The organism is Seonamhaeicola sp. ABD4_175 (assembly GCF_056160885.1).
Genome location: NZ_JBSWYC010000001.1, coordinates 434,967 through 449,107 on the forward strand (window position 1 = coordinate 434,967; position 14,141 = coordinate 449,107).

At 33.9% G+C, this 14,141-nt stretch carries 8 protein-coding genes; 2 read left to right on the plus strand and 6 right to left on the minus strand.

The annotated features are described in order from the left end of the window. Window positions 1–6 precede the first annotated feature (6 nt). Entirely contained in the window at window positions 7–1,293 is a 1,287-nt protein-coding gene (locus ACXAG4_RS01760) for an MFS transporter (RefSeq protein WP_475294360.1), read from the minus strand. A 291-nt stretch (window positions 1,294–1,584) separates the two neighbouring features. Here ACXAG4_RS01760 and ACXAG4_RS01765 point away from each other — a divergent pair, with 291 nt between their 5' ends. Continuing rightward, window positions 1,585–4,503 carry a glycoside hydrolase family 2 TIM barrel-domain containing protein gene (locus tag ACXAG4_RS01765; protein WP_475294361.1) on the plus strand — a complete coding sequence of 973 codons (2,919 nt, stop codon included), beginning with the start codon at window positions 1,585–1,587 and terminating at the stop codon, window positions 4,501–4,503. An 11-nt stretch (window positions 4,504–4,514) separates the two neighbouring features. Further along, window positions 4,515–6,614 carry a glycoside hydrolase family 20 zincin-like fold domain-containing protein gene (locus ACXAG4_RS01770; RefSeq protein ID WP_475294362.1) on the plus strand — a complete coding sequence of 700 codons (2,100 nt, stop codon included), beginning with the start codon at window positions 4,515–4,517 and terminating at the stop codon, window positions 6,612–6,614. Between the two features lie 74 nt (window positions 6,615–6,688). Here ACXAG4_RS01770 and ACXAG4_RS01775 read toward each other — a convergent pair whose 3' ends face one another. The 5 genes from ACXAG4_RS01775 to ACXAG4_RS01795 all read right to left on the minus strand — a co-directional run bounded on the left by ACXAG4_RS01775 (window position 6,689) and on the right by ACXAG4_RS01795 (window position 14,141). Continuing rightward, complete coding sequence (locus ACXAG4_RS01775; protein WP_475294363.1) at window positions 6,689–8,500, minus strand: DUF5060 domain-containing protein; 1,812 nt, start codon at window positions 8,498–8,500, stop codon at window positions 6,689–6,691. A gap of 2 nt (window positions 8,501–8,502) precedes the next feature. After that, entirely contained in the window at window positions 8,503–10,698 is a 2,196-nt protein-coding gene (locus ACXAG4_RS01780; RefSeq protein ID WP_475294364.1) for a DUF7133 domain-containing protein, read from the minus strand. A gap of 241 nt (window positions 10,699–10,939) precedes the next feature. Next, complete coding sequence (locus ACXAG4_RS01785) at window positions 10,940–11,959, minus strand: L-rhamnose/proton symporter RhaT (RefSeq protein WP_475294365.1); 1,020 nt, start codon at window positions 11,957–11,959, stop codon at window positions 10,940–10,942. A gap of 22 nt (window positions 11,960–11,981) precedes the next feature. Then, complete coding sequence (locus ACXAG4_RS01790; RefSeq protein WP_475294366.1) at window positions 11,982–13,028, minus strand: aldose epimerase family protein; 1,047 nt, start codon at window positions 13,026–13,028, stop codon at window positions 11,982–11,984. Window positions 13,029–13,049: 21 nt separating this feature from the next. Then, complete coding sequence (locus ACXAG4_RS01795; protein WP_475294367.1) at window positions 13,050–14,141, minus strand: mandelate racemase/muconate lactonizing enzyme family protein; 1,092 nt, start codon at window positions 14,139–14,141, stop codon at window positions 13,050–13,052.

The following is a 14,141-nucleotide window of genomic DNA, read 5'->3' on the forward strand; positions in this document are numbered from 1 at the left end:
TTCTTTTTATTTTTTTGGAACAATACGTTCTACTTTACCTACTATAAAAATGTATGAAAGCACTCCTATTAATGACACAACAGCTATGAACACAAGTGCAGGACTAAAATCGCCATCGGCAACTAAATAACCAATAATTGCAGGAACAAATACCGAAAAACCACCTATAAAATTGAAAGCACCACCAACTAAACCTAAGTTATCTTTTGGAGCAATTAAAGATACAAATACCCAAGCTATACTTGCCAACCCCATACCAAAACCTGCCAGAGCTAAAAACAAAATGATAAATACAATATTATCTGTATAATTAGCGCCTATAATAAAAATGGTCATTAACATACCTATTATAATTGGTGCTTTTCGTGATATTTCAACTGAAAATCCTTTTTTGGTTAAAAAATCTGATGTAAAGCCCGATAGCAAAATACCCAAAAAGGCTGCTAAATATGGTACTGATGCATAAAATCCTGATTTCACAAAATCTAAACCTCTAAACTCTACCAAATATGTTGGAAACCATGTTAAAAAGAACCATGTTATGGCCCCCAAACAAAGTTGACCAATGTATATACCCCAAAGTTTTCTATATATGAATGCTTGCTTAAAATCGTGCCACGTAAACTTCTTTTTGGGAGCTTCTTCTTTATTTTTTGAGCCTACTAAACCACCTCCTTTTTCAATATAATTTAACTCTGAATCACTTACACTTTTATGATCTCTTGGGTCTCTGTAAAAGAAATACCAAATTAGCGCCCAAATTATACCTATAATACCAGATACTATAAACAAACCACGCCAACCTAAGGCATCTTGTATTAGTGTTAAAACTGGCATTAAAAAGGCTAAGCCTAAAAATTGACCAGACGTGTAAACGGCTATAGCCGAAGCCCTTTCTTTTTCGGGAAACCAACGGCTTACCACCAAATTATTTATAGGGTAAGATGGCGCTTCAAAAACACCTATACTGGCTCTTAAACCAATTAATGCTGCTAATGAATTTACAAAGCCCTGCACCAACGTTGCTACAGACCAAAGCACTAAAATTATTGAATATAAAACTCTAGATTTAATCCTATCTGCTAAAACACCTCCTGGAATTTGCAATGCTGCATAAAACACACCAAATGCTGAAAATACCCAACCCATTTGCTCTGTATTTATTCCTAAATCTGTTCTTAAAGCAAAGGCAGCTACAGATATGTTTGTTCTATCTAAATAATTTATAACAACGGTAATAAATATCATTACTAAAATATTATACCGTTTTTTGGTTGTTGGTTTTTCTATCATTTTTTGGTTTGTATGTGTATAATTTTTCCTAGCTAAATCTAGTATAGTGTTTTAAACCAAATATATATATTACACATAAAATTAAATAACTTGTAGACGTATTTGACCTGTTTTTACCTTTAAATTCTCATATTTTACAAACCTTCAACCCTGTTTAACTATAATTTTAAAAACTTTAAAGGCTATAACACTTTAAATTACAAAAACATTTGTTTTGCTATTATACCCATTTGTTAAGGCTTTTAAGTGTTTTATTTATGAATTTTATTCCCAAACTAAACAATACACATTATGCTACGCCATTTAACCCTAACTATTTTAACATTAATAGTATTAGTTTTAAATACTAATGCACAAAATTTACCAAACGGATTTCCCGATACAGACAGAACAAAAGTAAGTATTAATCAAGGGTGGAAATTTCAATTAGGCAACCCTGAAGCTAAAAATTACACCACTAATTTAGATGATACTTCATGGAAAACAGTAAATATTCCGCACACCTTAAAACTCACCTCTTTAACTCTTGATGGGTTACAAGATGAAAAAACGCAGTTAATTTTCCATAGAGATGTTGGCTGGTACAGAAAAACAATTCCGGTTTCAAATTCAAACAAAAAAGTGTTTTTAGAGTTTGAAGGCGCTCACCAAATTACAGACCTTTGGATTAACGGCAAACACGTAGGCAAACACGCCGTTGGTGGTTATACTCCTTTTCATTTTGATATTACAGATTTTGTTACCAAAGGAGAAGACAACCAAGTTACTGTTTTGGTTGATAACAGACGTAACGAAATGGTTCCACCAGACCCAGGACCTTTTGACTATGTGAAATTTAGTGGACTTTACCGTGATGTTTACCTTGTTCAAACCAACCCTATACATGTAACGTTTAATTGGGAAACTTTAAACTCTGGTGTAAATATTACTACACCAACTATTGATGTGGTAAACAAAAACGCCGTTATTTCAATAAAAACAGCTGTAAAAAACGAAACAGCTCAATCTGCCAAATGCCAATTATTAACGCGCGTAATTGATAAAAATGGTTTGGTTGTTTTACGCCTTACACAAGATGCTGATATTTGGCCAGGACAAGAACACCAATTTAATCAAATAGGTAGCTTAGAAGACAATGTTCATTTTTGGAACATAGACACTCCTTACCTATACCGTGTTAACAGTGTGGTAATAATTAATGGTAAAGAAGTTGACTTTGTTGAAAACCGTATTGGTCTTAGAAAATTTGAATTAGATCCTGTTAGAGGTTTTATTTTAAACGGAAAACCCATTGAACTTATTGGTGCAAACCGCCACCAACAATACCCGTATTTAGGCGATGCCGTACCTAATGCGCTTCATTATAAAGACATGGTGCAATTTAAAGAATATGGTTGGAATATTATGCGAACAGCGCACTACCCACAAGACGACGCTTTAATTGATGCTTGCGATGAATTAGGTATTCTTGTATACGAAGAAGCACCTACTTGGATTTCAATTTCAGATAAAGCCCTATGGTGGGATAACCTTGAACAATCTGCAAGAACTATGGTGCGCAATCACAGAAATCACCCATCTATTGTTATGTGGGGCGCAGGTGTAAACCATCGTGGGTACGTACCTAGAGTTCACAATACTATAAAACAAGAAGACCCAACGCGCTTAACAGCATCACAAGGTGCTAGGTGGACTGGTTGGCAAACCTCTGGTTTAACTGATATTAACGCAAACATGCTATACGGCCCATTTTTGTGGGACCGCAGCGAACCTATTTTTGCCATGGAAGGTGGCAGAGGTGCTGCTGCTGTTGCGCCTTATAAAAAAGACGTATTAATGACAGGCTTAATATCATGGACGGCGCATGCCTACTACACCTTTCACCCAACACACAGTAGAGCTAATGATAAAAGAGATCGTACTAGAAGCGGTATGATGACAATTTTTAGAGATCCAAGACCTTATTTAGAGTGGTATAAGGCAGAATTACTTGATGAACCTTTTATAAACATACAAGAAGAATGGGTGCCAAGCACCAAAGAAATTACAGTATTCAGTAATGCTAATGAAGTAGCATTATCTTTAAACGGACAATTAATTGAACGCCTAAAACCAAGCAATGACACCATTTACGATGGTTTAGACCACGCACCATTCCATTTTAAAAATATTAACTATGACTCAGGAAAACTTGTGGCTAAAGGTTTTTTTAATGATGGAAAAACCATTGAAACTACTAAACAAACACCCGGTAAACCTCATGCTATAACGCTTGAATTAGACAATAATAACAGAACCTTTACTGCCGATGGAAACGATATTTTGGTTGCGTATGCTACTGTGGTTGATAAAAACGGAACACCAGTTTTTAACACAGACCATTTAATTCAATTCTCTGTAAAAGGTGATGCTTCTATTATTGGAGATAATGCTAACATTAATGCAAACCCAATGTTTACAGAATATGCTGTAGCACCCGCATTAATTAGAGCTGGAAATACAGAAGGAAACATTACTATTACTGCTAAATGCAAGGGATTAAAATCTGCCAGCAGCACCGTAAATTTAGTTGCTAACAACACCAATATTATTCAAAAAAATGCCAAAGCTATTTATGATTTTAAAAGTGAACGCGTAGATCTTGGTTCTGCCGATCAATTACTTCAATTTGGGTGGCAACCTTGGTACGGATCTGATAACACTGAAAGCACCTACAATTTTAAAAATTTTGAAGGTGTTAATGCTAAAATATCAGCAGCCTCAAACGATGGCGTTTTACGTTGGTTAGGAGAAATGAATGTTATTGGAAAATATGGCTATGCTTATGGCGAAGGTGCTATAGCTATAGATGATAAAGGTGTTAACTTGGTTTTTGAAAACCTTCCTAAAGGAAATTACAAATTAACAACATGGCATCATGCCCCTAGTAGCAATTCAGATTCAATGGATCCCAATAAAGAAAAATTGAAATCTATAACAATTCACAAATTACCTTATGAAAAAGAAATTATTATTTCTTCGGAATCTTTAATTGGTGAAAAACACAAAAAAGCAAAAGTTACCGAAGGCAAAGAAATGCAATGGCAATTACCAGGGTTAAGTGTTATTGAATTTGTTTCTAATGGAAATGCACCAGTTACCATAAACTTCAACGGAGAAGGAAACAAAGGAATTTGGATAAATGCTTTTGAATTAAGTGAATGGAAATAAATCAAACGATTATGTCACATATAAAAAGCTTAAAAAAATGGTCAGTAGCAATTATTTTGCTATTGACTATTTCCTGTGAAAAACAACCGAAATCTATTTTATTTTATACTGAAATACAAACCAATAAATCATTTCCATATGGTTTAAACAAACTAAAAAACCAATTAGAAAAAACCAACATAAACTTAGTTGAAACTAAACAAAAAGACAACGCACAATTAGTTATAAACTTAAATGAAAACAGCGTTAAAAATGATGGCTACATCATAAATAAAACAGATACTCAAACCGTATTAACAGCCAATAACAAAAGAGGCATAATCTATGGTCTGCAAGATATTAGAGAGCAAATAACCACCAAAAATAACTGGAAGAATATTAACAACAAACAAACAATATCTCATTATAACTTTAGAGCTATTAAGTTTAATTTACCCTGGTTTTCATATAGAAAAGGTGACAACTTAGCGCTGCATTATGAAACTTGCAGAGATTTAAAATTTTGGGAAGCATTTCTAGATATGATGGTTGAAAATAAATTTAATGTACTTTCATTATGGAACTTACATCCTTACATATTTATGGTTCAACCAAAAAACTTTCCTAAAGCCTCACCTTTCACAAACGAAGAATTTAAAGAATGGCAAATCTTTTGGCAAAAACTATTTAAAATGGCCAAACAACGCGGTATTGAAACCTACATTGTTAATTGGAATATATTTGTTTCTGAAGAATTTGCAAAAGCTTACGGCGGCGCAGAATACTCAAAAGACAGCGGTTTTTGGGGTGAAGGTGAAACAAATGAAACCATTGAAAAATACACCAAAGAAGTTGTAACACAAACCATAAATGAGTACCCAAATTTAACTGGTATTGGCATTACTTTAGGAGAGCGTATGGGCGGTATGACATCTGAAATGCGAAAAGACTGGATTGACAGAACCATTATTAGAGGTCTTAAAGAAGCCAATAGAGAAGCAAAACTTTTTTACAGAGCGCCTTTATCTGCTGGTTTATCAAGTGAAGGTACAGTAAGTAAATCAACAGAGATTTTAACACGTGAAGCCCTTGAAAACATTAATCTTAAACACGATGTGCACTTAGGTTTTAAATTTAACTGGTCACATGGTCACTCTTCCCCTAAACTATCTATTGTTCATGGTGGAATTTTAACCGATACTTACTGGAATCCTGAACCCAAAAATTACAAAGGCATTTACACTGTAAGAAATGAAGATTTTTTTGTTTTAAGATGGTCACAACCAGACTTTATTAGAGAATTTATAAACAACAACAGCCAAAACTATATTGATGGAGCAATAATTGGTTCAGAAACATACATTCCTGCAAAAGATTATATTACAAAAAATGAACATCGTACGTGGAATTATGCTTTTGAAAGACAATGGTTGTTTTACAAGGCTTGGGGTAACTTATTATACAACAAATTAACACCAGACACCTATTTTGAAAATGCTTTAAAAGAAAAACTAAATATTACTGAAACTAATAAACTACTAGAAACCTGGAAAAAAGCCTCTAGCAATGCCAACCGTTTTGCTAGTTTTCATCAAGGCACTTGGGATGCTACAATTTACACAGAAGGTTTCACCACTGTTGGAGGGAAGTTTATAGACATCAATAAATTTATAAAGCAACCCGTGTTAGACTCTAGCTATGTAAACATTAAAGATTTTGTAAGAGAAAATTACACAAAAAAACAAATTACACCATTAAAATTAGCCGAAATAACCGAACAAGAAAGTAATGATGTATTAAATACGGTTAAACTATTTAAAGAAAAATATCCTGAAAATAAACTACTTAAAATAGAATTAAATGATATTGAGGCTTGGGGGCATTTTGGGCTTTATTTTGCATCTAAAATCCGTGGTGGTGTAGCACTTGAAAACTACCGAAAAACCAATAACAAAGAACAACAAAAAAAAGCTGTTAAATTTCTAGAAATTGGATTAAAACATTGGTGGAATTATACTGAAACTAATGAACGTTACAACATTAGTATAATGCCACATCAATTTAACCCTAAGTTTTCGTTTAGAAGTTTATTAAATGATGTTCAAAATGATATACTTATAGCAAAAGAATAAATACAATCAAAACTCATAATAATAAAAAAGGTTAGAACTTATACTCTAACCTTTTTTTACTATTGTTTTTTAATTTATTTTTTTTGAATGTAAACCACCCAATCTTTTGTTTTATCTTTTGGAGGTAAACCTAAAGACTGCTTACCATTTCCTTTTATAGTTTTTACTTTTCCTTTTAGAAGCTTTCCACCTATTCTGGGGCTGTACCACAGCACAGAATATTCTCCTGTATTATCTTTAAAATCTAACATAGCTTCTCCGCCATTTTTTAAAAATACTACATATGTTTTACCTTCGTTAGCCAAAACGAAATCATTTTTTGTTGAAATTAAAGCATCGTTTGAAATCATTTCCCAAACAGGCACTTTATTATCATTAAAAAAATCTAAGCATATTTTACCTTGATCCCAGAATAAATCTCTAGAGCGATAATCTTGACACGTTAAATCTGAATGCGCATGTTTATATCCAAAGTACCACTCTGTACCCCAAGCACCTGCCATCATAGCACCCCAAAGTCCGTTTTTTCTAGCATCATTATGCTCCGGATCTTCGTTGTCTGGTAATAAAGAATGTTGAGCATCACCAGGTTCATCGCAAGCTACAGCCCACGTTTTACCTTCAGCTCCAGCTTCTTTTAAAATACGTAAAACACTATTATGAACGTTTCTAAAATCAGCTTTATTGGTTTGTAAAGATGCTCCTGTAAACTTGCTGTTTTTACCGTAAACACCCGTAAACCAATTACCGTTATGAATTACAATATGATGTTTGTAAGGATCAATTTCACTTACATAATTTGCCAATGTTAAACGCCCTTGCACATCAACAGGAAAGGTACGTGGTGGGTTTTGCCAATCGCCAGTTTCTTCGCATAAATTCCAATTTAAGGCCAAATGATGACCAAAACGCGCTATTAATTCACGGTAATATAGTTTTGTGTATAAACCAACGCCACCATTATCTAAAAAACCTTGGTTTTCGGCTTCTAAGGTTTTAAAATGTAAAAACATCCCCAAAGCATCGGCGTGTTCAAAAATAATTTCCCACTGGTCTAATTTAGAAATGTCAAATCTATCTTTTGTGTTATAATCTGTGTACGGAAATACATTTTTATCATCACCTTCAATATTCATAGTAATAAATGAAAATACATTCATACCTTTTGATGCTAAGTAGTTTACGGCACCAATAATGTCTTTTCCTTTGCCATTTTGCCATGTTGGATTGCCGTTTTTCCAATCTTTTTCATGAGCTTCCCATGATTTTACTAAATCATCTTTAAACCCGTCATTATGAAATGTGCCATCAAACTCTTCATAAGCTAAAAAATTTTCTGGGGCATCTGCGCCACATTTTAAAAAGTATTCACCAGTTTCGGCAAACTTCAAATAGCGTTCTCCAACATATTGCAGCCTTCCTTTGGCGCGCATATCTCTACCTGTTTTATCTGTGTTTTTAACTACAAAAGTGCCTTCTTTATCATCCATAAATCCGGCAGATTTCAACTTTTTTGAAACACGTACCGCAGCCCATTTATCTTTTACAAAACGCACTTTATATTGCCACTCTCCAACCTCATCGGCGGCAAAATGCACACGCCAAACATTACCTTTAGTTGCACTGGTGTTTGCAGCATTACCATCGGCAGCAAAATATCCTGGAATTGTATATTTTTTACCTGAATTTTTATGTGTGAAAGTGACATCTAACTTGTAGTTTAAAAACGGATTATATTCAGCATCCTCTGATGTTTCGGGGCCTTCAAACTCTAAAGTTATTTTATGCCATTTTTTTAATTCGCCTTTTATATTTTGTGCTTCAGAAAATTGAAACATAAATGAAAGCATTGCTAAAAAAATAAATGTGGTGGTGTTTTTACGCATGTTTACTTGGTTTTATATAGTTCTTGTATTGTAAAATAATCTTCTTTATCTTTAATTCTATTTCTAATTTGTTGTACTTGCCAACCTCCAACGGCTGATGCGTTGTTAAACTCTTTTCTTACGTATGTTAAAACACTTGCCAACCAATCATTATCTTGGTGTTTAAAACCAACCATAACACCCGAGTATGTTTTACCATCAATTGGCCCTGTTAAACCGTTAAGTATAATTTTGGTAGTAATATCTTTATTGCCTTTAACTCTTGGCGAACCTACTAGTGCTGGCGCTAAACCATCAATACCTTCGCCATTTTTACCATGGCATGCTGCACAAATATTATTGTAGTTTTTGTAACCCTTAATAATATTTTTTCTAGTATGTGAGCTTTCTAAAACGTATTTCTTTTTTAATTGTTCAATTACTGGCGGTACTTCTTTAATACTTTCTTCGCCTGTTACTTTTATAACCTCATTATTTGGGTGGGCTGCCATAATTTCTTTAATTAGGCTTTTAACTTCGGGTGTTTTATTAGCTCTTAATGATAATAATAACTGTAATACAACATCAATATTTGTATCGTTTTTTATATTTGATAGTGCTTCAAAAACTGCAGAGTTACCCTTAGCATGAAAAGGTTCGCTTAATCTTAAAGCTGCCTGTTTTACGCGCGCATCATCATCTTTCAAAGCTTTAATTACTATACTTTCATTTATAGCATCTAACCCTTCTAAAGTCCACAATGCATGTAATCTTTCTAACGGATCTCCTTTAGAAGCCAAACTTTCAAGATTTGAAATTACAGATGCATCTTTCTTTAAAATAATAAGCTTTTGCGCATTAAGCCTATACCAACCATTAGCATGCCCTAAATATGAAAGTAATTCTTTTGCAGATTTTTCTAGGAGATTTTCAACTTTTGAAGGCTGAATTTCATCATGAACAATTCTATAAATTCTGCCTTTACCAATGTTTTTATCAAGTCCTTTTTTCTCAATAACAGGTCTTAAAAAACTACCTTTTCGGGTCCAATTACCTTCTTGAATAATACCGCGGTACATATCTACTACATACAGGCAACCATCTGGTCCTGTTTTCATATCAACAGGTCTAAAATTCATATCTGTTGATGCTAAAAATTCGGTTTGTTCGTAAGGGTTTTTAAGTACTTTTTTGCCGTTTACGCTTACTACTTTTGCTCGCCTAATTAATCTTCCTACTGGTTCAGGAATAAACAAATCGCCATAAAGGTTGGGTGGTAATTTATCACCCAAATAAATGGCTTGTCCGCAACTTGCTGTAAAATGGTTAAGGGTGCCATCTTCTCGTAATCTTTTTAAGCCGCCTTGTACATCGGGTGTTCCGGTTATGGGCCATACTTGTTCAAAACCTTCTTCCCATTTTCCTTTTAACTCTAAAGTACCGTAGTAAGGGTGTTGTTGGTACCCAAGGGCAGGTACTTCGCCACCGGCGCTAGAGTAGTACAATTGTCCAATTTCGTCTTGTGCTAAACCCCATTGCCCATTTGGTGCATCTTGTAAGGTGTCTGTTTCAATTTTTCCTCTGGTAAATCTGTAACGAATGGAGTTTTTTGATAAATACAACCAATTATCTATACCCCAAAGCATGCTGGCCGATTGGTGTTCTAAATTAGCATTGTCTCGTTTTGGAGCATCTAAAAGTTTAATTTTTTCATCTGCAATATTATCTCCATCTGTATCTCGATAACTCCAAATATGTCTGTTATACGTTTCGCCAACAATAAGTCTATCATCTAACGGCATAATAATTCTGGGTAAAATAATGCTATCAATAAAAACGGTACTTTTATCCATTTTACCATCGTTATCTAAATCTTCTAAAACAGAAATTCTACTCCAAGGTTCTTGTTGGTTTGTACCATCAACATCTTGCATGTAGGTTAGCATTTCTGCCACATACATTTTTCCGTTTCCGTCCCATTCAATAGCTACGGGTTCATTTATCATGGGTTCACTTGCAACCAGCTCTAACCTGTAACCCTCAGGTAAATGCATAGTTTTTATACTTTCTTCGGGTGATAAAAAATCTATTGGTGGATCTTTAACTATTGCTGGTTTTGTGTAAATAACATCAGCATATACTTTTTTCTCTTCTTTACAGCTAGAAAGTATTAATGCTACCAAACAAAAGGTAGCTAAACGGTACATATTTAATTTCATTTAATGTGAATTTAGTTTAAGCTGCAAAATACAATTTTCAACCTTGCTTAACCACTATATTTGTTTCAATAACGGTAACAAATGATTCATTTTTCAAACTTAATAAAAGCCTTTATAAATTTTATTAAACTGATTACTTACCCCTTAATTTTGACCAAAAATTACTACTTAACTTTATATATACAAAAAGGCGCATTGCTAATTACAATGCGCCTTTAAAATATTTTTTTTTTAAAAATTATTAAGCAGCCAAACTGTTAGAATAAGCTACAATAATAATACCTACTACCATACATGTTAAACCTATATATAAAAAGTTTTTTGCTTTTGTTGAGGCTTTTACCCATTCTTTAGTTATTAACCCACTTACAATAGCAGTTACAACACAAGCTGTATTAAAAATTGCGTACCCAATACTACCTCCTAATTCGCCTAATTTGAAGGCTGCATAAGCAAATACTACCGATGCTGCAAAATTAAAAATACCCATAATTGTTGTTAACATTACGTTTTTACCTAAATGAGGTGTTTTAAACTTACCCCATAATTTTTTAGCTGTTAATTGCTGAGCAAAGTAAATAGCAATAGCAACACCGCCCGCCATATAAATAACATACATTACAGCAATAGCACTTTTCCATGAAGGATTTCCTTGTGCTTGAGAAGCCTTGTCTATAATTTCGGCTCCGTAAGAATTAGCAAAACTGAACCCTGTTGCCAATAAACCACCAACTACAGCAATTAAAATACCTGTAATAATAGAACCGCTTTTCTTTTCTTCATTGGCAGAGTTTCCTTCTTCATCTTTTTGACGAATAATACCTGCTCTACCATTTGCCATTACACCAACAAGTACAACCAATAAACCTGCTAAAATTGTTAAAAATATATTAGTTGCAGGTACGCCATTTACAAAGAATGGTATTAGAGAACCAACCAATATAATAGTGCCAATAAATATTGAAAACCCTAATGATAAACCAATATAATTAATTGCTTTACCCCACATCATAGCTCCAATACCCCATGCTACACTTGATACAATCATACCAATTAACACATCCGATGGAATAGCTCCTAAGATATCTGTAAAGCCATCTATTAATAAAAACGCTGCTACATTAGGAACAACAAAAGTATTGATAGCAAAGAACATACTCCATGTGTTCTCAAACTCATAATCTTTTGTAAATTTTTCAGGTAATGCGTATAAACCTAATAATAAGCCTGCTAAAATGGCAAATAAAACACCTGTAATCATAATAATTAGTTTTAGTTAGTAATTAATTTTTAAACTTAAAAATTGTTGTGCTTGTGAAGGTTTCACCAGCCTTGGTTATTGAACGTGGTGAATTTTCAATATTTGGACCATTTGGATAGCGGTGTGTTTCACAACAGAAACCTCTATATTTACCAAATTGGGTACCATCTTCACGCTTTAAATCGTTTGAAGTATATTTTCCTGTGTACAATAACATACTAGGTTCTGTGGTAAAAACATCTAAAGTTAAATCTTTTGATGGATTTGTAATTGAAGCTGTTTGGATTAAATCTGAATTTGGATTATCAAACACATAAAAGTGCTCAAAACCATCACCCATAGCTTGATGCACATCTGCAATTCGCTTTGGTTGACGCAAATCGTCTGCTTTACCTTCAAGGTTTAAAATCACACCTGTTGCAGCCCCTGTATCATCTGTTTCCAAACGCTTATCTGTATTAACTTGAGCAGTATGATTTTCTATACTTTCAGAAAATCCGCTTAAATTAAAATATGTGTGATTTGTTAACGATAAAGGCGTATCTGCATCTGGCAAAGCTTCATAATTTATATGAAGTTCATTATCATTATTAATACTAAAAACTACAAATACATCTACATTTCCTGGAAATCCTTCTTCTAAATCTTTGCTTTTAAGACTCATTTTGAGAGCAGCAGTTGCACCTTCAACAGTTATAGCCTCTGCATTCCATATTTTTTTATCAAAACCAACCGCACCTCCATGCAAATTATTTGGTCCGCAATTATCTGCTAAAGTATATGTTTTACCATTTAAGGTAAATTTTGAATCTTTAATTTGCGAGCAATAACGACCAACAGTACAGCCAAAATAAGGTGCGTTATTTTTGTAATCTTCAGAAAAATACCCATTTAAAGTATCAAAACCACAAGCAACCTCTCTTAACTCACCATTAACGGGTATTTTTAATGATGTTATTGTAGCTCCGTAATTAGTAATCTTTACTGCCATTCCGTTATCATTTGATAAGGTAAACTGCTGTATATCTACATCGTTGTAGTTTCCAAAAAGAGATTTAGTTACACTCATAAGTCTGATTTAGTTTCGTTTTTATTTTTTTTCGAAAGGTGCTAATTTTTCCCAATTAAAAATCACACCAACACCTGGATAATCTGGCGCCACAGCCCTGTGGTTTTCTACCACCAATGGTCTTGTTGTATATTCATCAATAGGGAAACTATGTACTTCTAACCAACCAGAATTTGGTTGTGCAGACACCAAGCTAACATGTAACTCTTGCATACCATGTGAGCACGCAGGAACACCATGTTTATCGGCTAATCTTGCAGCAGCTAACCACCCTGTTACGCCACCACAATTGGAAGCATCTGGCTGAACAAATGATAGTTTTGCTTGCTCCATTGCATATTCAAACTCGTGAATAGTATGTAAATTTTCACCCATTGCTAAAGGAAAACCTGTTCTATCAACTATTTCTCCAAAACCTTTATAATTATCAGGGATGATAGGTTCTTCAAACCATGTGATATCATATTGCTTAAATCCTTCAATTGCTTTAATAGCTTTTTCTACATCCATGGAATAATTAGCATCTACCATAAATGTAACATCTGGACCAACAAATTCTCTTACCGCTTTAATGCGCTCTAAATCTTCATCTAAATTATCTCGCCCTATTTTAATTTTTACAGCTTTGTAACCTCTATCTAGATAGTTTTGCATGTTGCCCAACAACTTTTCTATAGGATACATTAAATCTATACCACCGCAATACGCTTTACAAGTATTATCTACGCCACCTACCATTTTCCAAAGTGGCTGACCCGCTTTTTTACATTTAATATCCCAAAGTGCGATATCTACCGCAGAAATAGCAAAAGATGCTATACCCCCTCTACCAACATAATGAATGTGCCATTCTAGAAAATCATAAATACCATCAATATCGGTTCCATCCTTTCCAACTAAAACAGCAAAGTCATAGTCTACCATAGCTTTTATGGCTCTACCTCCTTTTCCTCCTGTATATGTGTAACCAGTACCCTCGCTTCCGTCTTCAAGGGTAATGGTTACAGTGACTAATTCAAAATGATAATGATCTCCGTGTTTTGCATCAGACATCACTTCTGGTAATGGCACTTCAAATAAACGTGCACCTACTTTTGAAATTTTTGTACTCAT